22 protein-coding genes and 2 pseudogenes are annotated in these 20,166 nt (G+C 70.1%); 15 read left to right on the forward strand and 9 right to left on the reverse strand.

The window, feature by feature from the left end; genetic code table 11:
* Positions 1–50 precede the first annotated feature (50 nt).
* Both PUR53_RS03290 and PUR53_RS03295 read right to left on the reverse strand, forming a co-directional pair.
* A complete protein-coding gene (locus PUR53_RS03290; protein WP_329907311.1) occupies positions 51–632 on the reverse strand; it encodes an HD domain-containing protein in 582 nt (193 codons plus the stop codon).
* A gap of 13 nt (positions 633–645) precedes the next feature.
* A complete protein-coding gene (locus tag PUR53_RS03295) occupies positions 646–1,761 on the reverse strand; it encodes a helix-turn-helix transcriptional regulator (protein WP_329907312.1) in 1,116 nt (371 codons plus the stop codon).
* A 555-nt stretch (positions 1,762–2,316) separates the two neighbouring features.
* Here PUR53_RS03295 and PUR53_RS03300 point away from each other — a divergent pair.
* Both PUR53_RS03300 and PUR53_RS03305 read left to right on the forward strand, forming a co-directional pair.
* Positions 2,317–2,526 (forward strand): hypothetical protein, encoded by a 210-nt coding sequence (locus tag PUR53_RS03300; protein ID WP_329907314.1) that lies wholly within the window; start codon positions 2,317–2,319, stop codon positions 2,524–2,526.
* Positions 2,523–2,783 (forward strand): hypothetical protein, encoded by a 261-nt coding sequence (locus tag PUR53_RS03305; RefSeq protein WP_329907315.1) that lies wholly within the window; start codon positions 2,523–2,525, stop codon positions 2,781–2,783. The genes PUR53_RS03300 and PUR53_RS03305 overlap by 4 nt, the downstream gene beginning before the upstream one ends.
* 39 nt (positions 2,784–2,822) lie before the next feature.
* Here the strand turns inward: PUR53_RS03305 and PUR53_RS03310 are convergent, their stop codons facing one another.
* On the reverse strand, positions 2,823–3,704 hold the full coding sequence (locus tag PUR53_RS03310) for an NAD(P)-dependent oxidoreductase (RefSeq protein WP_329907316.1): 882 nt from the start codon (positions 3,702–3,704) through the stop codon (positions 2,823–2,825).
* 97 nt (positions 3,705–3,801) lie between these two features.
* Between PUR53_RS03310 and PUR53_RS03315 the strand changes: the two genes are divergently transcribed.
* From PUR53_RS03315 to PUR53_RS03325, 3 genes are all read left to right on the forward strand, one after another.
* The gene (locus PUR53_RS03315; RefSeq protein WP_329897165.1) at positions 3,802–4,140 is read left to right on the forward strand and encodes a winged helix-turn-helix transcriptional regulator; all 339 of its coding nucleotides are present in this window, start codon (positions 3,802–3,804) and stop codon (positions 4,138–4,140) included.
* Between the two features lie 231 nt (positions 4,141–4,371).
* Positions 4,372–6,399 carry a ricin-type beta-trefoil lectin domain protein gene (locus PUR53_RS03320; RefSeq protein ID WP_329907317.1) on the forward strand — a complete coding sequence of 676 codons (2,028 nt, stop codon included), beginning with the start codon at positions 4,372–4,374 and terminating at the stop codon, positions 6,397–6,399.
* Positions 6,400–6,431: 32 nt separating this feature from the next.
* Entirely contained in the window at positions 6,432–7,820 is a 1,389-nt protein-coding gene (locus PUR53_RS03325) for a glycoside hydrolase family 43 protein (RefSeq protein WP_329897202.1), read from the forward strand.
* Between the two features lie 29 nt (positions 7,821–7,849).
* Here PUR53_RS03325 and PUR53_RS03330 read toward each other — a convergent pair whose 3' ends face one another.
* A complete protein-coding gene (locus PUR53_RS03330; RefSeq protein ID WP_329897167.1) occupies positions 7,850–8,407 on the reverse strand; it encodes a DM13 domain-containing protein in 558 nt (185 codons plus the stop codon).
* 176 nt (positions 8,408–8,583) lie between these two features.
* On the opposite strand from PUR53_RS03330, the gene PUR53_RS03335 reads away from it, so the two are divergent.
* Together PUR53_RS03335 and PUR53_RS03340 are read left to right on the forward strand one after the other, a co-directional pair.
* Entirely contained in the window at positions 8,584–9,270 is a 687-nt protein-coding gene (locus PUR53_RS03335; RefSeq protein WP_329907318.1) for a hypothetical protein, read from the forward strand.
* Positions 9,271–9,490: 220 nt separating this feature from the next.
* Positions 9,491–9,688, forward strand: a pseudogene (locus PUR53_RS03340) (ATP-binding protein); the annotation flags it as partial.
* Positions 9,689–9,717: 29 nt separating this feature from the next.
* Here PUR53_RS03340 and PUR53_RS03345 read toward each other — a convergent pair.
* Positions 9,718–10,029: a hypothetical protein gene (locus PUR53_RS03345; protein WP_329897203.1), complete on the reverse strand. Its 312-nt coding sequence runs from the start codon at positions 10,027–10,029 to the stop codon at positions 9,718–9,720.
* Positions 10,030–10,261: 232 nt separating this feature from the next.
* Between PUR53_RS03345 and PUR53_RS03350 the strand changes: the two genes are divergently transcribed.
* Positions 10,262–10,732, forward strand: coding sequence for a DUF6174 domain-containing protein (locus PUR53_RS03350; protein ID WP_329907320.1), 471 nt, complete (start codon positions 10,262–10,264; stop codon positions 10,730–10,732).
* Here the strand turns inward: PUR53_RS03350 and PUR53_RS03355 are convergent.
* On the reverse strand, positions 10,714–11,148 hold the full coding sequence (locus PUR53_RS03355) for a hypothetical protein (protein WP_329907321.1): 435 nt from the start codon (positions 11,146–11,148) through the stop codon (positions 10,714–10,716). The genes PUR53_RS03350 and PUR53_RS03355 overlap by 19 nt on opposite strands.
* 109 nt (positions 11,149–11,257) lie before the next feature.
* Here PUR53_RS03355 and PUR53_RS03360 point away from each other — a divergent pair, with 109 nt between their 5' ends.
* From PUR53_RS03360 to PUR53_RS03375, 4 genes and pseudogenes are all read left to right on the forward strand, one after another.
* Positions 11,258–11,758 (forward strand): hypothetical protein, encoded by a 501-nt coding sequence (locus PUR53_RS03360; RefSeq protein ID WP_329897171.1) that lies wholly within the window; start codon positions 11,258–11,260, stop codon positions 11,756–11,758.
* A gap of 44 nt (positions 11,759–11,802) precedes the next feature.
* Complete coding sequence (locus tag PUR53_RS03365) at positions 11,803–12,087, forward strand: YciI family protein (RefSeq protein WP_329897172.1); 285 nt, start codon at positions 11,803–11,805, stop codon at positions 12,085–12,087.
* Between the two features lie 45 nt (positions 12,088–12,132).
* A complete protein-coding gene (locus PUR53_RS03370; RefSeq protein WP_329907322.1) occupies positions 12,133–12,519 on the forward strand; it encodes a hypothetical protein in 387 nt (128 codons plus the stop codon).
* Between the two features lie 15 nt (positions 12,520–12,534).
* Positions 12,535–12,714 (forward strand): annotated as a pseudogene (locus PUR53_RS03375) (serine/threonine protein kinase); the annotation flags it as partial.
* Positions 12,715–12,848: 134 nt separating this feature from the next.
* Here the strand turns inward: PUR53_RS03375 and PUR53_RS03380 are convergent.
* The 3 genes from PUR53_RS03380 to PUR53_RS03390 all read right to left on the reverse strand — a co-directional run bounded on the left by PUR53_RS03380 (position 12,849) and on the right by PUR53_RS03390 (position 14,780).
* Positions 12,849–13,187, reverse strand: a complete 339-nt coding sequence (locus tag PUR53_RS03380) for an XRE family transcriptional regulator (protein WP_329897174.1) — start codon at positions 13,185–13,187, stop codon at positions 12,849–12,851.
* Entirely contained in the window at positions 13,184–13,570 is a 387-nt protein-coding gene (locus tag PUR53_RS03385) for a type II toxin-antitoxin system RelE/ParE family toxin (RefSeq protein ID WP_329907340.1), read from the reverse strand. Before PUR53_RS03385 ends, PUR53_RS03380 begins: the two co-directional genes overlap by 4 nt.
* A gap of 238 nt (positions 13,571–13,808) precedes the next feature.
* The gene (locus PUR53_RS03390) at positions 13,809–14,780 is read right to left on the reverse strand and encodes an LAETG motif-containing sortase-dependent surface protein (RefSeq protein WP_329897175.1); all 972 of its coding nucleotides are present in this window, start codon (positions 14,778–14,780) and stop codon (positions 13,809–13,811) included.
* Positions 14,781–15,187: 407 nt separating this feature from the next.
* Between PUR53_RS03390 and PUR53_RS03395 the strand changes: the two genes are divergently transcribed.
* The 3 genes from PUR53_RS03395 (at position 15,188) to PUR53_RS03405 (ending at position 20,118) form a co-directional block, all read left to right on the forward strand.
* Positions 15,188–16,195, forward strand: coding sequence for an ATP-binding protein (locus PUR53_RS03395; protein WP_329907323.1), 1,008 nt, complete (start codon positions 15,188–15,190; stop codon positions 16,193–16,195).
* A 28-nt stretch (positions 16,196–16,223) separates the two neighbouring features.
* Positions 16,224–16,616 (forward strand): SCO5389 family protein, encoded by a 393-nt coding sequence (locus tag PUR53_RS03400; RefSeq protein WP_329907325.1) that lies wholly within the window; start codon positions 16,224–16,226, stop codon positions 16,614–16,616.
* A 373-nt stretch (positions 16,617–16,989) separates the two neighbouring features.
* On the forward strand, positions 16,990–20,118 hold the full coding sequence (locus tag PUR53_RS03405) for a SpoIIE family protein phosphatase (protein WP_329907326.1): 3,129 nt from the start codon (positions 16,990–16,992) through the stop codon (positions 20,116–20,118).
* The last annotated feature ends 48 nt before the right edge of the window (positions 20,119–20,166 follow it).

A 20,166-nucleotide genomic window follows, 5' to 3' on the forward strand; every position in this document is an offset into this window, starting at 1 on the left:
GCACTCCCGGTCGAGCGTCCTGTCGGCTTTCCCCGGCACCAGGCCGAGCGTCAACCCCGCTTCTCACCCAGTGCCGCGCGCAGCCAGTCCAGGGAACCGGTCGCCAGTACCGCGTCGGCGAGTTCGTTGGCGGACTTCGTGGTCAGTCGGCCGCGGCTGTTGTCGATCCAGCGCTGGGCGTTCTCGTAGCCCTGGGCCTTGTACTCGATGCCCTGGATCATGCACTCGAGCTTGTCGGCGTCCCGGGCACAGATCGCCTCGGCGGATTCCTTCGCCTCGTATTCGGCGACGAGTTCCCGCACGGCCGAGGCCAGGATCTCGGGCATACCGGCAACCTGGTCAGCGGTGACGGCTTGCGGGTCCGCCTCAGTCGCGTACTTCTTGCCGAGGTGGTTCACATCACCGGTCCGGGTTTCCTGCGTGTCGTGCCAGACCGCCAGATAGGCGGCGCGTGCCGGGTCAGCGCCTTCGAGCTTCGCGATGATCGTCGCGAGAAGAGCCGCGCGCCAGGAGTGCTCCGCCACCGACTCCGGATCGCGTACGCCGGCCATCCACCAGCCGGTGCGCTTGGTCTGCTTCAGCGTCCCCGCCTCGTACAGGAAGCGCGCCACCGCCGACAGGTCTTCAGCCACCGTCCGGCTCCTCTCACGCCTCGGCGAGGCGGATCGCGTATCGGATGCTCTCCAGCTCCCGGCGCCCGCGCCCCGACAGCTCCCGGCTATCCAACATCACGGGCAGCCGGTCGCGCAGGGCCCGGCTTGCCGCACCGGATCGGAGCAGGTGAGGCCGGACCTGGAGCAGGGACCAGACGGAGTGGATGTTCAGGTCGAGGTAGCCGTGCTGCGGGGCGAAGCCCTGAGCGAGGTGTGTGAGCAGCTTGTCACCCGGCCATGGCCCAGGAGTGGAGGTGGCGATGAAGTCATCGGTCAACTCGACATGGTCGGTCTCACCGATCCAGTACGCCCAGTAGTTCAGGTTCGCAGTCTCACCGGCATCATCGCCGATCAGGGCTGTGTCGATGAAATGGCTCATGCCGTCCCGGTCACCTTGCCGAGCCGATACAGCGGCAACGGAACGGGAGTTGAGCCATCCTGTGAGCCAGTCGCCAGGGCGCTCGGTGGACTGCTGGTGGGCGAGCCAGTCCGAGGTGTCGGGCTGGTCGTCGTACCCGGAGAGGTACAGGGCCTGGCGGCGAAGAAGGAACTGATCCTCGCCACGGGCCCGCTCTGCGGTGCGCCGCATCTGTGTGAAGAAACGTGTCCGGTCGGATGCCGACAGCTCCGGCCCGTCCGGCGCGGGCCCTCGACGCCTGCGGGGCGCGGTAGGTAGATCACGGATGGTTCCGGGAGGTACGTGGTTGAGAGGCCACGCGAGCACCTCGACGAGATCCCGCTGCATGACACAGGCCCCGAGCGGGCTGTCCCTGAGCCCGCCCGTGTCGTCGAGGGCCCCGGTGAGGAGGACATCCGCTTCCAAAGCGCGGTCAAGCGCTCGGAGAAGCGCAGGCACAGTGCCCATCTGCATGAGCCGGTGACGGTGCACCAGCATCTGACCGACCGGTACGGCGGTCAGGGGGCGTCTGCCGGACTCCCAGCCCGCGATCGTGTCCCCGGACACGCGCAACCGCTCAGCCGTTTCCTCCTGGGTGAGCCCCGCCTGTTCTCGTATGACCCGGAAGACGTAGCCGGAGATGACGCCCGTGCGTGGGCGGACGGACGATCCCTGACTGCCGGTCAGGGTAGGTCGCGAACTTGACCGCATGAGACAGCCCCATTCCCGTGCGCGCGGCAAAGCACCCGTACTCGCGGTCACTTCAAGCCGTGATCACGGACTTCTACCTTCGTATGCGTCACCGGACGAGAGTAGTGGGACGGCAGCCTCTACGACCGGTGACAGAGACAGGCCACGGCTTCGCCGACGAGGCGAGAACCCCCGCGACGGGCGCAACCGTCCGGGGGCGTGGCCATGAGCGGACCAAGAGGAGCTGATGGCAGTGAGCATTATCCACGCGTTGACGCGATGGGTACTGGACGTGATGGCGCCCGGCACCGGCAGACGCCGAGCGGGCACGCATACGGCGGTATCCGCCCGCAACCGATCCCTCGAGGTTTCCGGCGCGACGGCCTCTCTCCCGGTGCACCGATCTCCCTACGGGTTGCACACGCCCCTCGACGGCGCCGCGACCGTCATGGTCCGGCCCTACCTGGACGCCGACGAGCGGAAGCGGGAGTGCCCCCGTCGGCCCCACACCTGGGTTCGGACACCGTGCCGCCCTGCATCACCGCCCCACACCCGGCAGTTCGTGGAGGTGAACTGATGTCTGACGGGCAGACGGGGGCTGGGGCCACCCTCCAGAGTTCCGAGATCCCCATGCTCCGCGCGTACCGGCTGTGGTTCGAGCACACCCGTAAGTGCGACGGCGGCTGCAAGGGCGCCCCCAAGGTGCAGGACGGGTGCGAGAGCGGGCGGGAACTGTGGGGTGCGTACCGCCTCGCGAGGATCGGAAGAAGCGGGGCGGCGTCATGAGCTGGAGCATCGAGCGCACGCCCGGGCGACCCGTGCGGCGCACCGACGACGACCGTCTGGCCGTCCCCCTACGTGTGACCCGTACCGGCGGCCGCCCCACCGACACCGAACTCAGCCTAACCCTCGTCGAAGCCGAGCACCTCCATGCCGCCCTGTGCCGGGCCCTCGACGGCCAGCCGCCGCCCCCGGCCGCCCCGGACTGCCGACAGCGGTTGCTGACATCGCCCGGCACGGCCCGCATCGTGGACCGCAGGTGAGGGGTGCGCAGGGACGCCCCCCAGAGGGCCTGGCGCCGGTCAGCGCACCAGCAGGTCGATCATCCCCGTCGGGCCTTCCTCGCCGTCGCCCTCGGCCAGGCTGCGGCGCATCAGCGCGAAGTAGGGGCTGAGCAACTCGGCGCTGACGCCCTGCTGTTCGGCGGTGGTCAGGAAGGTCGGGATGCCGGCCACCTGCATGGCCAGGCTGGAGTCGACGTCCCGGGTGCGGTCGCCGCCGCGCAGTTGCTCGGCGGTCCCGTGCACGGACGGGGCCATCGCGACGAGCCAGTCGGCGAGGAGGGGGGCGAAGGTCGTGGGGTCGATGTCCTCCTTGCGGATCAGGGCGAAGGCGTGCGCGGCCCCGGCGAACATGCCGTACATCGCGCTGAGCAGGGCCACGTCGTGCAGGGCCGCGAAGCCCGCGTCCTCGCCGACGTAGGTGGTGCCGACCGGGACGGCCAGGGTGGCCCGGTGCTGTTCGAACAGCTGCCGCGAACCGCTGTAGAACACGTAGCCCCCGGCCTCGGGGACGCCGACCATCGGCGGGACGGCCATGATGCCGCCGTCCAGGTAGCGGGCGCCCCGAGCCTCGGCCCACTCGGCGCGGGCGCGGGCCTGGGCGGGGGTGCTGGTGGTCAGGTTCACCAGGTCGCGGCCGGTGAGGTCGGCATCGGCCAGTGCCTTCTCCACGGAGGCGTCGTCCAACAGGCAGACGACGACCAGGGTGTTCGCCGCGACCGCCTCGGCGGCGCTGTCCGCGACCCTCGCGCCCTCGGCGGCGAGCACCGCGGACCGGGCCGGGGTGCGGTTCCAGACGGTGAGCGGATGGCCGGCGGCCTGCCACGCACGGGCCAGCGCGGTGCCCATCGCGCCGAGGCCCAGCAAGGTGACGGGGGTCTTCTCGGAAGGATTCTGTGTCATGCCGAACAGGCTGGTCATGGGCGCGAAAGTGATCAAGTACGTACTTCGGAGTGGGTGGTTACCCTGAGGTGAGCGAGCACGTCGGAGGGGTGGGGGCATGGCGACGTTGAATCGGCCGGGAGCACCGGACGGCCACATCTGCGGGATCGACACCGCGATGGAGGTGATCGGCGGCAGGTGGAAGGTCCTGATCCTCTGGGCCCTGCACGAGCAGCCCTCTCGCCGCTTCGGTGAGCTGCGCCGGCTGCTCCCGGGTGTCAGCGAGAAGGTGTTGGCCTCCCATCTGCGCGAGATGGAGGCGGACGGAGTCGTGCGCCGCGTCTCCTACGACGAGGTGCCGCCCCGCGTCGAGTACTCGCTGACCGAGGACGGCATACGCCTCAACGACGCGCTCGAACCGCTGGCCGCGTGGGGCCGGGAGCGGGCGGCGCGGTAGGAGCCGTATACGTCTCGGGTGTCGCCGCCCGCCGGGCTCAGAGTCGCCGCCCCCGGGCGGGGCGTTCCGCCTCGCCGGCTCCCCACCACCACTTTGTGACCGGTTCAAAAACCACCCGTGTCACACCCGTTGACTTACACCCCCTCCGGCTCTAGTTTCGGCCAGCCGATACGTTCGGCGAGCCGATCCTTGTTCGAGATATCGACGCTCGATATCCATCGAAGGAGCCGCATGTACCCCCCTCCCCGCACCGAATCCACTGACTCCCCCGGTTTCAGACGCCGTTGCAGAAACGCCGCCGTACGCGCCCTCGCCCTGGCGACGACCGCGACGGCTGCCCTGCTCCTCGCCCAGCCACCGGCCGACCCCTCGGCCGAGGCGACGGCCTCCCCGCCCGTCACCCGGCTCGACGCCGCCCCCGTAGCCGTGACGGATCGTCAAATACCCGTCCCCGAAGCCCCGATGGGCTGGGCCTCCTGGAACGCCTTCGCCGCGAAGGTCGACTACAACGTGATCAAGCAGCAGGTCGACGCGTTCGTCGCGGCCGGGCTGCCCGAGGCCGGCTACGAGTACATCAACATCGACGAGGGCTGGTGGCAGGGCACCCGCGACAGCGCGGGCAACATCACCATCGACGAGGCCGAGTGGCCCGGCGGCATGAAGGCCATCGCCGACTACATCCACAGCAAGGGCCTGAAGGCGGGCATCTACACCGACGCCGGCAAGGACGGCTGCGGCTACTACTTCCCCACCGGCCGCCCGGCCGCGCCCGGCAGCGGCAGCGAGGGCCACTACGTCCAGGACATGACGCAGTTCTCCCGGTGGGGCTTCGACTTCGTGAAGGTCGACTGGTGCGGCGGCGACGCCGAAGGCCTCGACCCGAAGACGACCTACCAGGCGATCAGCGACGCCGTCGCCACCGCGACCGCCACCACCGGCCGCCCCCTCGCCCTCTCCCTGTGCAACTGGGGGTACTCCAACCCCTGGAACTGGGCACCGGGCATGGGTCCGATGTGGCGGACGAACACGGACATCTTCTACCACGGCCAGACCTTCACGTACGGCAATGTGCTCACGGCCCACGACCGGAACCTGCACCCCACGGCCCAGCACACCGGCTACGTCAACGACCCCGACATGCTGATGGTCGGCATGGGCCTCACCCCCGCCCAGGACCGCACCCACATGAACCTGTGGGCGATCTCCGGCGCCCCGCTGCTCGCCGGCAACGACCTCTCCACCATGACCACGGAGACGGCGAACATCCTCAAGAACTCCGAGGTCATCGCCGTCGACCAGGACCCCCGCGGCCTCCAGGGCGTCAAGGTCGCCGAGGACACCACCGGCCTCCAGGTGTACGGCAAGGTCCTCTCCGGCAGCGGCAACCGCGCGGTCGTCCTGCTCAACCGCACCTCCACCACCCAGAACATGACCGTCCGCTGGTCCGACCTCGGTCTGACGAACGCGGTGGCGACCGTCCGTGACCTGTGGACCCGTACGAACGTCGGTACGCCCGGCACGAGTTACACCACCAGCGTCCCGGCGGGCACTTCGGTCATGCTCACCGTCAAGGGCGGCACCGAGCAGTCGGCGAGCACCTACAACGGCACAGCGAGCTTCTCCGGGGTGGTCGCCGGAAGCACCGGCCTGAAGACGGTCGACGTCTCCTACACCAACAACACCTCCGCCGCCCGGGTCGCCACCCTCACGGTCAACGGCCAGACCCCCACCAAGGTCTCCTTCCCGCCGACCGGCTCCTCCCCCGGCAACATCTCCGTCGCCATGTCGCTCACCAAGGGCAGCGCCAACACGATCACGTTCTCCGGCGCCCCGACCCTCGAAGGCATCGTCGTACGGCCGCTGCCGGGCACCAACGGCACCCTGATCACCGGCACGGGCTCCGGCCGCTGTGCCGACATCAACGACAACACGATCACCAACGGCACCGACGCCCAGCTGTGGGACTGCTCCGGCGGCCAGAACCAGGTCTTCACATCCACCTCCCGCAAGGAACTGGTGGTGTACGGCAACAAGTGCCTGGACGCCTGGGACCGCGGCACCTCCAACGGCACCCGCGTCGTCATCTGGGACTGCCACGGCGGCACCAACCAGCAGTGGAACGTGAACACCGACGGCACGATCGTCAACGTCAACTCCGGTCTCTGCCTGGACGCCTACAACGCCGCGACCAGCAACGGCACGAAGCTCGTCCTGTGGTCGTGCAACGGCCAGAACAACCAGAAGTGGAGCCTGACATGAGCGACGTGAGCGACGTGCACAACACGGGCGACATGACCGGCAGGCCCGGCCTCTCCCGCCGCATGTTCCTCGGCACGGCGGCGACCGTGCCGCTGGCCGCGACCGGTGTGCTCACCCTCGGCGCCGGCACCGCCCACGCGGCCGACTCCGCGTACGCGATGGTCTACTTCACCGAGTCCACCACCATGCTGGAGGCCGACTACGGCCTGCACCTGGCCGTCAGCCAGGACGGCCTGAACTGGACCCCGCTGAACCAGAACGCCCCCCTGGTCACCCCCACGCAGGGCGCCGGCGGCCTGCGCGACCCGTTCCTGATGCGCAAGCAGGACGGCACGTTCGTCGTCCTGGCGACGGACCTCAAGGGCACCGACTGGAACTACAACAGCACGTACATCCACGTCTGGGACTCCGCCGACCTGCGGACCTTCACCGGCTACCGTCGGCTGAAGCTCCACGACATGACCACCACCCACAGCTGGGCCCCGGAGGCCTACTGGGACGCGTCACGCGGCCAGTACGGCATCCTCTACTCGTCGGTGAACAGCAGCGGCCACAACGTGATCATGGTCAGCTACACCACCGACTTCGTCACGTCGTCGAACCCCCAGGTCTTCTTCGACCCCGGCTACGACATCATCGACGGCAACCTCACGATCGGCGTGAACGGCGTCAACTACCTCTACTACAAGCGCAACCAGCAACTGGTCGGCGCACGGTCGACGTCCCTCACCCCGGGCAGCTTCACACCGTTCAGCACGCCTGTCGCGCAGGGCGGCACCGAGGCCCCCACGGTGGTGAAGTCCCTGACGTCCAACGCCTGGTACCTCTGGGGTGACACCTACACCCCCAACGGCGTCTTCTACGTCTGGCAGTCCAACGACCTCGCCTCCGGCACCTGGACGGCCCTCGACCAGAAGCTCTACACCCAGCCGCTGAACTCCAAGCACTGCGGCATCCACCCGATCACGTCGACGGAGTACACCAACCTGCTGGCCAAGTGGGGCGCCCCCACGTGGAACCGCCTCAAGTCGTACAACTACCCGTCCCGCTACGTCCGCCACAGCAGTTATGTGGGCCGTATCGACGAGTACCCCTTCGACCCGTTCACCGACTCCCAGTGGAAGCTGGTCCCGGGCCTGGCGGACTCCTCGGCCGTCTCCTTCCAGTCGGTGAACTTCCCGACCCGCTACCTGCGCCACTACAACTACGCGCTCCGCCTGGACGTGAACGACGGCACGTCGACGTTCGCCGCGGACGCCACGTTCACCCGCGTCGCCGGCCTCGCCGACTCCACGTGGGCCTCGTTCCGCTCGTACAACAACCCGACCCGCTACATCCGCCACAGCGGCTACCTGCTCCGCATCGACCCGATCTCGACGGCGACGGAGCGGGCGGACGCGACGTTCCGGGTGGGCTACTGACACCCATGCCCCCGAGCTGGTCCGGAGCCTCAGCGGCTCCGGACCAGCTCGGCCGCGCCGAACGACACGTTGAAGCGGTCGCACCAGATGCTGACACTGCCGAAGTCACCGGGGTCGACGTCCCCGGGCACCCGGTAGTTCTGGTCCCCCTTGTTGCCCTTCAGCCCGCCGAGGCTGACGTGGTCGTACGCGTCGTCGTCGAAGAGATGCCAGCCGTCCTCGCCCTCCTTCACCGGCGCGTCGCTCAGCCACACCCGCAGATCGGGCCCGTTGCTGGTCTCGAAGTCCTCCAGCCGCACGACGTACGACCCGTCCGCGAGCCGCAGCAGCCGGACGTCCCCGGAGGTCGCGTGCTCGTGGCTGAGGAACTCCCCGCGGGCGACGGTCTCCGTTTCCCCAGCAGGCTTCTCCGGTGTCGCCGACGCCGTGGCCGTGGCCGTGGCCGACGGCAGGGTCTCTCGCACGGTCTCGTCCGTCCACAGCTTCCACGGCTGGAACCAGTACAGCCCGAAGCCGGCCAGCACGACTCCCACCAGCAGGATCGCGATCACCACCGGCTTGGTCAGCACCGAGCGCAGTCGCCCCATGGGCCGGCCCTCCTCGTTCCTCGTTCGTCTCCGTCGGTCGGATCGTGCCCGATTCAACTCCTGGCCGGGGAGAAGTCGAAGCCAGCAGACCGAACGGGGCGGATCGAACGTTCTGGCGGGCCCCCGCGTCTCAGTACCGATCGTGCGGTCGTACGAGCAGAAACCCGGAGGGCCTCATGGGCGAGCCGTTCAAGCGCAGGTGGACGCGGACCTGGACGTGGGCCAGGACCTGGACGTGGAGCGGCTCGGGTACCCGTTTCCCTTCGCGGACCCGTACCGGAGCCGCCGCAGCCGTGCTGGGCTCCGTCGTCGTACTCGGCGGCATCCAGGGATCGGCGGCCGACGCCCAGACCGTGGAGATCGTGTCGACCCCGACGAGGACCTGCCACGGCACCCAGCCGAAGGGCAGCCTCGCCGGTCACGCGAGGGACGGCTTCCCTGAGGACACCCCACTCGAACGCACTCTGAGCTACGTGGACGAACTGGTCACCGGCCGCCACGCCGCGATCTACACGGGCATGGTCCTGGACGAGGACGCGACCTCCCTGGACGTGTACCGCATCCCGTCCGCCCCGTTCGACACGGCCGTCTGCGATGCCGCCGAGGAGGGCGTGACCGTACGCCTCCACGACCGCGACATCAACGAGAAGGACCTCAACGCCCTCCTCGACCGCGTCACCGAGGACATGAGCCGCTGGGACGGCACCTTCGCCCTGCGCGAGGCCGGCCTGGACGGCACCGGCTTCGTCGAAGTCGGCGTCGACGACCCCGACACCGCCGAGCCGATCCTCCACGAGGCCTACGGCGAACGGAACGCCAAGTACCTCCGCGTCGAGTACGCCCCGCAGGCGCACTTGGCCTGACCGGCCGCGACCGAGGATGCAACCACCCTGAAGATCCGCTATAGTTGATCTCGAGCCGCTCACCGGAAAACGAACTCCCGGTAGCACTCAATGCGTTGGTGGTCCAAGGAAAGACGCCCCGCTTCCTGCGGGGAAATGCAGGTGCAAGGCCTGCCCGGCGCTCCACAGAATGAGCCCCGCTTCACAACACGTGAAGCGGGGCTCATGGCGTTGCACCAGCCTGTTTCTGGGCTCGGTCAAATGGCTGGAGAACGGCACCTTCGACAGCCACGACCTGGCCGCCCTGCAGAAGCACCGCGCGGCGCTCACCGGCGAGCCCGTACCGCTCGTGGCGGTCTCCCGCAACGGCATCGACTGCTCAGGACTCCAGGCGGCGTACGGCCCGGAGGAACTCCTGAGCGTTTGGCGCAGGGCGTGAGCGAGATCCTGGCGCCCGTGCGGTGAGGTCTACGGGGCCGCGTGTCGCCGTCGGGCCAGCAACAGTGCTCCCCCGGCCGCCGCCCCCACCGCTCCGGCGGCCATGAAGCCGCCGTTGGAGCGCCACGACAGCACCGACCAGCGTGAGTGTGCGGACAACAGGGACCCCGTACTCAGCCACGAGCCGGTCGAGATCAGTGACAGCGCGGACCCGATCGAGCCGGCGGACAAGGCGCTCCCGATCGAACCGATCGACAGGACGGACCCGACGGACCCCACGGAGAGCACCGACCCGACGGACCCGATCGACAGCACGGAGTCCTGGGACCACAGCGACAGCACGGAACCGGAGGAGGAGCAAGGGGAAGGCGAGGGGGAGGAGGAACGGGGGGCGGATGGCACGGGCTGCACGGACTGCGCGGACGACTTCGTCATGCGGACATCCTGCCCGTGACGTCCTCCCGGACGGGTCCTTCCGGCGACGACGGCCGGAAACCGTGTCGGCTCGGCACGGCACCGAACGTTGTCGGCCCGTCCGGCGTCCCAGTGGTGACCGTCTTCGAAGGGGGCCGCCATGCCGACGACCACTGCCGTACGACTCCGTCCCCGCGCGCTGTCCGCCGTCGCGACGGTGGGGGCCTTGATGTGGGCGATCTCAGGGTGCGGAGAGGACTCGACGGCTGCGACGAAGCCCTCTGCGCCCGCCTGGAAGGAACCGGCGTCCTACACGTACACGCTGAGGTCGACGGAGGGTGAGCGGCCGCTGATCGGGACGTTCGAGGTGACGGTGCGGGACGGAAAGGTCGTGAAGGCCGTCGGGCTCGACGACAGCGGGCGGAGCGTGGTGGACCGGACGCCGCACCACATACCCACCATCGCGGACCTGTTGAAGGAGGCGGAGACGGCTCGCAAGGAGGGTGCCGACAAGGTGGACGTCTCGTATGCGGCGGACGGCCGCCTCGTCACCCTCTCCATCGACTGGGAGGAGAACGGGATCGACGACGAGGCGGCGTACGAACTCAGCGCCTACGACGCACTCGGCTGACTCAGGTCCCGGACAGTGCCGCCCACCTTGGCCTTCAGCTTCTTGAGCACGTCGGGCTTGGCGGAGATGGCCCAGCGGGGGCCGACGAGGTACTTGCCGCCGTACATCGAGGCCGACTCCAGCCAGACCTCCTTCAGCTCGTCCTTGGGGAAGGTGGTGATGAGGTAGTCGCCCACGCCGGTCTGACACACGCCCTCGCGCAGCTCCTCGGCCTCGGTCCGGATCTTCACCTCACACCCGGTGAGCTCGGCGATCACCTCGACCCTGGCGGGCGCGACGACCGCGGCAACCGGGCTGGACTCCTCACCCGCCTTGCCCGCAGCCTTGTCCCCGCCGCTTCCACTGCACGCCGCCACCAGGGGCAGGACAGCCAGACCCGCAGCCAACACACCGCCCCGCGACAGCTTCCTCATCACGTCCGGATCTCCGTTCGCGTTCTTCGTACCCGAGTGCACTCGCCAAGAGGTACGTAGGGGCACGGCGGGATGCTCACGCTCTCTTCGCATCGGCGTCGTTGTCGCCGCTGTGGCCGCGCTCCTCGTCACAGCGTGTTCCACGCTGGAGCAGCAGCGCTCTCATGGGTCCGCGCTGGAGGGCGGAATCCAGGAAAGCGGAACCGTCGGGAGCGAGAACGTGAAGGTCGGGGACACCTGGTGGTTCGCGCTCCCCGTGCCCACCAACAAATCCGCCGAGCCGATCGAAATCACCGGGGTGTCCCTCGTCCAGGTTCCCAAGGGGATGAAGGTCCTGGGATACGGCGCCTACAGCCTGGAAGACACCGAAGGGCTGGCTCTGTTGGCGAAGGAGGGCGAGGAATTGACTCCGCGGTTCGCCGCGCTGCGCGACCACTCCGACAAGCCCGTGAAGGTGGCTCCACACACGTCGAGCGACATCTACTACCTGGCCCGACTGAAGATCACCAGCCTGCCCTCCCGGAGCGCCCGCTACTGCGAGTTCGACTATCGGCAGGGCGGCCGCGCATACACACAGACACTGGACTGCGAAGTGGAACTGACAGGCAAGTAGGGCCTGCCCCGTAGCCAGGCGCTGGCGCTGCTACGGTCGGGTGCATGCTGATCGTCGAGCTTGCCTTGACCGCTTCACCTGAACGCCTCGCGGCACGTCCGGCGCATCGCGCACTCCTCAACCGCCTTCACGAGGAGGGACGTCTCGTCGCCGCCGGCCCGTTCGCTGACGACACTGGCGCGCTGCTTGTCTTCGACACGGAACGCGCAGAGCTGGACCGCATACTCGACACCGATCCGTACTACCGCACCCCTGGTGTCCAGGTGGTCGGTGTGCGCGAATGGGCGCCGGTCGTGGGTCTGACCGGACTGCGTCGCGATCCTTCCTGAGCAGCGGAGACGGTGCGCGCCCGGACGGACACTCAGACTGCGGCCATGCAACTTCCCGCCCCGGCCGTCGTCGCGGCCACCGCGCTGATCGAGGTCGTCAGGATTTCGGGGCTGCCGGGAAGGCGGGGCGCCCCGTACCCCGGTGCCGTGGTCGCCCACTGGGCCGGGGACGAGGTCGGCGACGTGCTGGCCCTGATCGCGAGCCTGCCCGGCAGCGCACAGCACCGCTGCGGGTTCTCGCCGGGGTGGGGCGTGCGGGCGTACGACGAGGCCCTCGACCTGCCGTTGTACGAGGCGGCGTTCTGCTTCAGCTGCGACGAGGTCCGGATGCAGGGGCCCACCGTGCCGCCCGCCCTGGCCAAGCAGTTCTTCGACGCCGACACCGAACAGGCTCAGGCCCTCCTGACCCGTTTTCGCGGGGTGGTCCGGTAGCTCCACCGGCGGATGCTGCGGCGCAACATCGGGATGCTGCTGCTCGCCCAGGGCCGGGCCGCCGAGGCGCGGCAAGTCCTCGAACCGCTCCACCAGGACATGTGCATGGTGTTCGGCCCCGACGACGAGATGACCGTCGAGATCGCCGAGGCACTCGCCGTGATCCGCCTCGACCGCGACGATTCGGCTACCTGACCCGGATCCTCCAGAAGCAGCATCGGCCTAAGCCATGCTCCCCGCGACGCGTTCGAAGCCGCGCCACATCGTCAAAGACCCGGGACCTTGCTCATTGTCGGAGGCGGGTGGCCGCTCCGGAACTTGCTCCACGGTCAGGCGACGGTGTACTCCGCGTCCCCGAAGTCAGCGACAACGCGCAGTCGGCCGCCGAGCGCCTCCACGTAGGCACGGAGGGTTGCGAGTTCTGCACGGTCCAGGTCGCCGTGCTCGATCGCGGAGACCCGAGGTGCCGAGACCCCCATGGACGCGGCAACCTGGCGTTGAGTCAGCGCCTGCTCACGCCTGACCTCCGCGAGCTTGTGAGCGCGCACTTCTGCGGTCAGCCGGTCCATGGCCTGTTGCTTTTCCTGAGCAGACCGTACTGGCAGCCCCGCGGCCTCACGCCTCATGCGGGCCCTGCGCTTAGTCTCCTCCCAGCTCACGGTGCTCATTCGTACTCCCCGGTTTCAAGATCAGCCAGATGTGCCTGGTACCGCTCTTCAGCAAGCGGAATGTTGATGTCGTACCAGCGCTGCCAGTTTCCGGCTTTGTCGCCAGCCACCAGCAGCACCGCCCGGCGTACAGGATCGAAGGCGAAGAGGATGCGGATCTCGCTACTCCCGGATGATCCCGGCCTCAGCTCTTTCAGGTGATGGTTCTCAGCACCCTTGATCCGATCCACCAGCGGACGGCCGAGCGTCGGGCCCGTAGCCGCCAACATGTCGATAGCGTCTTCTACCTGTTCAGAGCTGTCCCAGTCCTCTTCGGCCAGTGCTTCGAACCACGCCGCGACTTCCCCGACGAGAACCACTTCCCATTGAGCCACGGCCACAATGTTAATGCAAGAGTTAACCCCGCTGCGGGTGGTGAGCCTGGCCGGGGCCGACGCTCGGGGTGCGCGCTCGGCAAGCTTGGGCAGGACGCGCCGGTGGTGTGGCCCGCCCGCGTAGATCACGAAGCGAACGCCCTCCCGGCGTCCGCCCGCCGGACACACCGATGCGGTGCCCCCCGCCTCCGTGGAGGTGGGGGGGCACCGCATCGTCGAGACAAGGGCTACGCGCCCGTCACGACCGTCACGCGCCCGTGCGGCCCGTGCCCCGGCGGCGGGTCACGAGGAAGATCGCGCCGCCCGCGGCCACCAGGCCCGCCGCGCCGATGGCGATCGGGATGGCGTTGCCGCCGCCCGTCTCGGCGAGGTCGCCGGGCTCGCCGCCGTTGGGGGACGGGGCGACCGGGGTGGAGTCCGAGGGGGACGGGGAGGGGGAGGAGTCCGTCTTCGGGGTGTCTTCGGCGGGCGGGTTCTCGTCCGCAGGGGGGTTCTCGTCGGCCGGCGGCTGCTCGTCGGCGGGCGGGTTCTCCTCGGCGGGCGGCTGGTCGCCCGCCGGGGGCTGCTCCTCCGCCGGCGGGTTCTCCTCGGCCGGCGGCTGCTCGTCGGCCGTGCAGTCCTTCGTGCCGCCGTTCCAGGCCGCGATCAGCTTGTCCTTGATGACCGGGCGGTCGGGGCCCTTGGGGACGTCGCCGTGCTCGAAGCCGTCCTTCGCGTCGAGCTTGCCGTCGAACTTCACGGCGCCCCGGTAGAGGTCGATCTGGGCGTAGCAGCCCGCGTCGGGGACGGCGATGTCGAGGGAGTCCGTCGCGCCCTGCTTGACGGTGACGGTGTCGAAGTCGACGAAGACCTGCTCGCCGGAGGTGGCGAAGGTGGGGCCGTGGGCGAGGTAGGACGCGAGGGAGACCGTGCAGGTCGTGGCGTCGGAGGCGGCGCGGACCTTGATGTGGACCTTGCCGTCGTCGGTGGGCTTGAGGTTCTGGTCGTCGAGCTTGACCCAGTCGGCGAACTTCACTCCGTCCAGCGAGAACTCGCAGCGGTCGGTCTCGGTGGGCGTGCCCGCGCCCTGGCCGGGGGCATAGCTCTTCTTGCCCCAGCCGTCGCCGCCGCCGGGTGTCTCATGGGCGAACGCCGGGCCGGAGACCGCCGCGCTCAGCGCAAGAGCGGCGATGCCCGTCCCCACCAGGCGGCTCACGATGACACGTCTCACTATGGACATGCGGATCCCATTCTCGAACTCGGAACGTCGGTGCGTACGAGACCCCTGGGCACGGCGGCAGCACGGCAGCACGAGGCTGCCGGAGGCCGCGCCGGGGGTTGAGTGGTCGAAGAAAACACCGGGCTCAGGGGTCACTTGAGCCACAGGGTGGTGACATCGTTTACCAAGGGGTAGGGGCTGTCAACCTCGGGAAACGCCGGTCGGGCCGGTGACCCATGAGGGCCTCATGCGCGTCCCAACGCCGGGCCGCCTGACCGCAAAGGGTTCACCAACTCGCCGGTCGGCGAGGTGAGTTGATATGGGACGGATTTGACAATCACGTCCCCCGCTCCCGAATCTACGTTCATGACATCCATTTTCATTATCGGCGTCAAGGGTGCCGCCGAGGGCGAGCGGGGTGACGGTCCATGCGTGTGGCCTTCGTAGGCAAGGGCGGCAGCGGCAAGACGACGCTCTCCGCGCTCTTCGCCCGGCACCTCGCCCGGTCGGGCGCGCCGCTGGTGGCGATCGACGGTGACATCAACCAGCACCTCGCGCACGCGCTCGGTCTGGACGAGGACGCGAACTTCGGGGCGCCCCCGCTGAGTTCGCGCACCGGCGAGATCAAGGACCTGCTGCGCGGCGACAACCCGCGGATCGTCTCCCGCGAGGCGATGGTCAAGACGACCCCGCCGGGCCGTGGGTCCCGCCTGCTGCGGCTCCTCGGCGACGACGACCTGCACACCCGGCACGTCGAGCGCGTGGGCGGGGTGCCGCTCATGGTCACCGGCGCGTTCGACGAGAGCGATCTCGGGGTGGCCTGCTACCACTCCAAGCTCGGCGCGGTGGAGCTGTATCTCAACCATCTCGTCGACGGGCCCGGTGAGTACGTCGTGGTCGACATGACCGCCGGCGCCGACGCGTTCGCCTCCGGGCTCTTCACCCGGTTCGACATGACCTTCCTGGTCGTGGAGCCGACGCGGAAGAGCGTCTCCGTGTACCGGCAGTACCGGGAGCACGCCGCCGAGTTCGGCATCCCGATCGCGGTCGTCGGCAACAAGGTCACCGGCGAGGACGACCTGCTCTTCCTCAAGGAGCACGTGGGCGACGACCTGTTGGCGTACTGCGAGCAGTCGTCGTACGTCCGCGCTCAGGAACAGGGGCGGGAACAGGGCGAGTTGGAGTCGCACAACCTGCACGCGCTGACCCGGCTGAAGGACGCCGTGGACGCCCGCACCAAGGACTGGGCCACCTTCCAGCGCCACGCCGTCGAGTTCCACCTCCGCAACGCCGCCGCCTGGGCCAACGACGCCACCGGGCACGATCTGGCCGCCCAGGTGGACCCCGAGTTCCACCACGGACCGGAGGCGCTCGCCGCCGCCACAGCCCCTGCCGGGCCCCCCGCCGGGGCGGCCGTCCCCTCCATAGCTCCCTAGTCTCCCTCTGCTCAGAACAGGAACAGTCATGTCGCTCGACGTCTCCCCGCAGTTGCTCGCCGATGCCGAGAAGGGCGAGGTGCGGGAGGAGGAGTTCGTGGAAACGGTGCGTACGTCGCTGCCGTACGCCTACGAGCTCATCGCCTCGCTCGTCGGTGAACTGCGGGCGGGTGCGGCCCCGTTCGCCGACAACCGGACGCCGCCGCCGTCGGAGAAGGAGCGGGGCCAGCTGCTGCGGGCGCTGTCCAGCGACGCGATCCGGGGAAGCCTGGAGCGGCACTTCGGGGTGGCGCTCGCCTTCCAGAACTGCCACCGGGTGGCGGTCTTCCCACCGGAGGCCCGCGGCGGCGAGACGTACGTCCGCTTCACCTCGCTGCGGTCGCAGATCCTCAACCAGTCACCGGAGTTCCGTGACTGCTGACGCCAGGCCGGGCCGACAGGTTCGAATCGGCCATCTCTCCGTCCCCTCCGCATCCCTCTCGCGGAGGGGGCGGTCGGTTCCGTACGTGGGAGCTCGGGGGGCGTACGGGGGCGCGTTACCGGCGTACGGCTGCATCGGGGGTCGGCGGCTGGGGCGGCTCCGTGTGCGGCTGCGGCTGGTCGTGTGGGCGGCTTCGTCCCTATCCTGCAAGGCCCGTCAGGGGCTCGGCGGGGCCTTGTGGGGGCGAGTGCGTGCCGGTTCGTGCGCCGTGGCGTGCGGTCGTGCGATGTGCGCCGTCACAAGTTGGCCTACCTGCGATCACACAAGGTGAATAATGGGGCCTGAGGGCGTCTCAGCGACAGAGAGGGTCGCCGTGGGGACCAGCAGGGACAGTGCCGTTTCCCGTCAGCGCTTCGACGTGGCCGACGCCGCGCCGTTGCTGATCGACGCGGACGGGTTCGTGACGAGCTGGACCCGGGACGCCGAGCGGCTCTTCGGGTATCCCGCGGCCGAGATCCTGGGCCGCAGCGTCCGTACGCTCCTGGTCGACAAGGACGGCGAACGCATCGGCGCACTGGCCGAAACCCATCGCGCGCTCGGCGGCTGGTCCGGCATCCTCACCGCCCGCCACCGCGACGGACACCCCATCAAGGTGATGGTCCGCGTCGTCCCCACCCGCGAGGCGCCGACACCCACGCCAGGCCGGGCGGAGGCAGAAGCGCCGTCAGCGGGTACGGCGCCTTTGACAGCCGGTGCCCCTGGTACCGGTTCGCCCGGTACCGATCCGGCGGGTGCCCCCAGTTCCGGTTCGCCCGGTGCCCGTGGCTTCGGGCGTGACGCCGGTGCGCGGGCCTCGGCGTCCGCTTCCGGAGTCCGGCCCGCGCCGCGTGCCGGTGGCCTCGACGCACCCCGAGGTGACACGCCACCCGCGTCCCCGGGCCGGTCCGCGACCTCGCCCGAGGTGGGGCGCGCCCCCGCGCGGGAGGTCGACACATGGCCGGCCGGGGGCAACACCGGGAGCCCGCTCAAGCCGAGCCCTCACCCGCCCAAGCCCGCCCCTCCCCGGACCACATCACCCCAGACCGCACCACCGGCGGTGCAGGGAGCCCCCCGGCCGCCGGCGTCCCCCACCGCGCGGGAGCGCGACGCCTGGCCCGCCGCCCGGCACTCCAGCGGCCCCACCGCCCGGCAGACCACCCCCGCCCCGGACTCCCCACCCCCCACCGCGTCCCCATCCGCCCGCCTGCCCTTCTCCCCCTCCCCGCTCTCCCCGCTCTCCCCGTCCTCACCGTCGGCCCCCGCCTCCCCCTCCCCGTCTCCGCCTTCATCCGCGTCACCCTCCCTGTCCCCGGCCTCGCCCCCTCCCTCCCCCGACCCCCTCAAGCCCGCTCACTGGGTCGCGCTCGTGTCCGATGCCACTCAGGCGCCCGGGTGGGACATGAGTCGGACCGTGCTGGAGCGGATGACCGCGTGGTCGCCGGTCGGGATAGCGATCGTGGACACGGAGCTGCGGTTCGTGTGGTCGAACGCGGCGTTGGAGCGGTTCGGCGGCGGCCTGGCGCACGAGCGGGTGGGGCTGCGGCTCGCGGAGGTCCAGCCGGGGCTCGACGCCGAGCGCATCGAGGCGCAGATGCGGAAGGTGCTGGAGACGGGCGTCCCGGTGCTGGACTACGAGCACGTGGGCCGGGTGCGGTCGGCGCCGTACCGCGAGACCGCGCACGCGATGTCGTTCACCCGGCTGGAGGACGACCACGGGCGGCCCATCGGCGTGTACTACACGGTGGTCGACGTGTCGGAGCGGCACCGCGCCCGCACCCGGCTCGCCCTGCTGGACCGCGCCGGTGAGCACATCGGCCGCACCCTCGACGTACGGCGGACCGCGCAGGAGCTGGCGGACGTGGTCGTACCGGCGCTCGCCGACTTCGTGACCGTGGACCTGCTGGACTCGGTGCTGCGCGGCGCCGAGCCGGGGCCCCTCGGCGACGGTTCCGTCCCGCTGCGGCGGATCGCCCAGCAGTCCGTGCACGACGGGGTGCCGGAGGCCGTCCTGGAGATCGGCGCGGTCGCCTCCTACGCGGCCGGATCGCCCCCGGTGCGGGCGCTGGTCGAGGGCCGTTCGTGGTCCGAGCCGCGACTTGACCCCCTGTCGGCGGAGTGGGCGAGAGCCGTCCCGGGCGGCCCCACGGTGCCCGCGGAGGCACTCGGACTGCACAGTGTGATGATCGTTCCGGTGCGGGCGCGCGGCATCACGCTCGGCATCACCACGTTCTTCCGGCGCGACCGTCTCGACCCCTTCGACGCGGTCGACCTGGGCCTCGCCGAGGAACTGGTCGGCCGGGCCGCCGTCTGCGTCGACAACGCCCGCCGGTACACGCGCGAGCGCGACGCCGCCCTCGCCCTCCAGCGCAGCCTGCTGCCGCGCCGGCTGCCGGAGCAGGACGCGGCCGAGGTCGCCGTCCGCTACCGGCCCGCCGACGAACTGACCGGCCTCGGCGGCGACTGGTACGACGTCATCCCGCTCTCCGGCGCCCGTGTCGCCCTCGTCGTCGGCGAGGTGGCCGGCCACGGCATCGACGGCGCCGCCGCCATGGGCCGCCTCCGTACGGCCGTACGCACCCTCGCCGACCTCGACCTGCCGCCGGACGAGGTGCTCGCCCACCTCGACGACATGGTGGCGAAGTCGGCGCGGCAGGAAGGTGCCGAGCCGGGCGGGGGCAGCCGCCAGACGGTCGGGGCGCGCTGTCTGTACGTCGTCCACGACCCGGTGTCCGGCAGCTGCGCCATGGCCGCCGCCGGGCCGTTCGCCCCGGCCCTGGTCGCCCCGGACGGCACGATCACCTTCCCCGAGCTTCCCGAGGGGCCCGCGCTCGGCGTCGACCAGCAGCCCTTCGAGGCGCTGGAGCTGGACCTCGCCGAGGGCACCGTCATCGCCCTGCACACCGACGGGCTGCTCGCCGGGGCCTCGCGGGAGGCGCTGTGCCATGCCCTGGCCCGGCCCGAGCCGTCCCTCGAACGGCACGCCCAGCGCGTCCTGGACTCCCTCGCCCCGGCCCGCCCCACCGACGACGTCGCCCTCCTCCTCGCCCGTACCCGGCGCCTGCCCGCGCACCGGGTCGCGTCCTGGGAGCTGCCGGCCGACCCGGCGCTGGTCGCGGAGGCCCGCAAGACCACCTCGCGGCAGCTCGGGGCATGGGGGCTGGACGAGCTGGCGTTCACCACCGAACTGATCGTCAGCGAGCTGGTCACCAACGCGATCCGGCACGCCGCCGGGCCCATCCGGCTCCGGCTCGTCCTCGAACGCACCCTGATCTGCGAGGTGTTCGACGGCGGCGCCACCGCGCCCCATCTGCGCCACCCGCGCACCACCGACGAGGGCGGCCGCGGCCTGTTCCTCATCTCCCAGTTCACCCAACGCTGGGGCACCCGCTTCCTCCCGGAGGGCAAGGTGATCTGGGCGGAACAGGCACTCACGGAACAGGCACTCACGGAACATTCGTTCTGACCTACCGGCAATCCGCCGAGTACGCCATGCGGGGACCCCTCCGCTGGT

It is taken from the genome of Streptomyces sp. SP18BB07 (genome assembly GCF_036322545.1).
In the GTDB taxonomy this organism is placed as follows: Bacteria; Actinomycetota; Actinomycetes; order Streptomycetales; family Streptomycetaceae; genus Streptomyces; species Streptomyces deccanensis.

Excerpts from the sequence above, each read along its gene's own strand:
- PUR53_RS03335 (WP_329907318.1), top strand. The coding sequence starts at position 8,584 with ATGGGCGAGCCGTTCAAGCGCAGGTGGACGCGGACCTGGACGTGGGCC.
- PUR53_RS03350 (WP_329907320.1), top strand. The coding sequence starts at position 10,262 with ATGCCGACGACCACTGCCGTACGACTCCGTCCCCGCGCGCTGTCCGCC.
- PUR53_RS03320 (WP_329907317.1), top strand. The coding sequence starts at position 4,372 with ATGTACCCCCCTCCCCGCACCGAATCCACTGACTCCCCCGGTTTCAGA.
- PUR53_RS03300 (WP_329907314.1), top strand. The coding sequence starts at position 2,317 with ATGTCTGACGGGCAGACGGGGGCTGGGGCCACCCTCCAGAGTTCCGAG.
- PUR53_RS03400 (WP_329907325.1), top strand. The coding sequence starts at position 16,224 with ATGTCGCTCGACGTCTCCCCGCAGTTGCTCGCCGATGCCGAGAAGGGC.
- PUR53_RS03305 (WP_329907315.1), top strand. The coding sequence starts at position 2,523 with ATGAGCTGGAGCATCGAGCGCACGCCCGGGCGACCCGTGCGGCGCACC.
- PUR53_RS03295 (WP_329907312.1), bottom strand. The coding sequence starts at position 1,761 with ATGCGGTCAAGTTCGCGACCTACCCTGACCGGCAGTCAGGGATCGTCC.
- PUR53_RS03365 (WP_329897172.1), top strand. The coding sequence starts at position 11,803 with ATGCTGATCGTCGAGCTTGCCTTGACCGCTTCACCTGAACGCCTCGCG.
- PUR53_RS03390 (WP_329897175.1), bottom strand. The coding sequence starts at position 14,780 with ATGTCCATAGTGAGACGTGTCATCGTGAGCCGCCTGGTGGGGACGGGC.
- PUR53_RS03325 (WP_329897202.1), top strand. The coding sequence starts at position 6,432 with ATGACCGGCAGGCCCGGCCTCTCCCGCCGCATGTTCCTCGGCACGGCG.
- PUR53_RS03380 (WP_329897174.1), bottom strand. The coding sequence starts at position 13,187 with ATGAGCACCGTGAGCTGGGAGGAGACTAAGCGCAGGGCCCGCATGAGG.
- PUR53_RS03370 (WP_329907322.1), top strand. The coding sequence starts at position 12,133 with ATGCAACTTCCCGCCCCGGCCGTCGTCGCGGCCACCGCGCTGATCGAG.
- PUR53_RS03330 (WP_329897167.1), bottom strand. The coding sequence starts at position 8,407 with ATGGGGCGACTGCGCTCGGTGCTGACCAAGCCGGTGGTGATCGCGATC.
- PUR53_RS03395 (WP_329907323.1), top strand. The coding sequence starts at position 15,188 with ATGCGTGTGGCCTTCGTAGGCAAGGGCGGCAGCGGCAAGACGACGCTC.
- PUR53_RS03310 (WP_329907316.1), bottom strand. The coding sequence starts at position 3,704 with ATGACACAGAATCCTTCCGAGAAGACCCCCGTCACCTTGCTGGGCCTC.
- PUR53_RS03315 (WP_329897165.1), top strand. The coding sequence starts at position 3,802 with ATGGCGACGTTGAATCGGCCGGGAGCACCGGACGGCCACATCTGCGGG.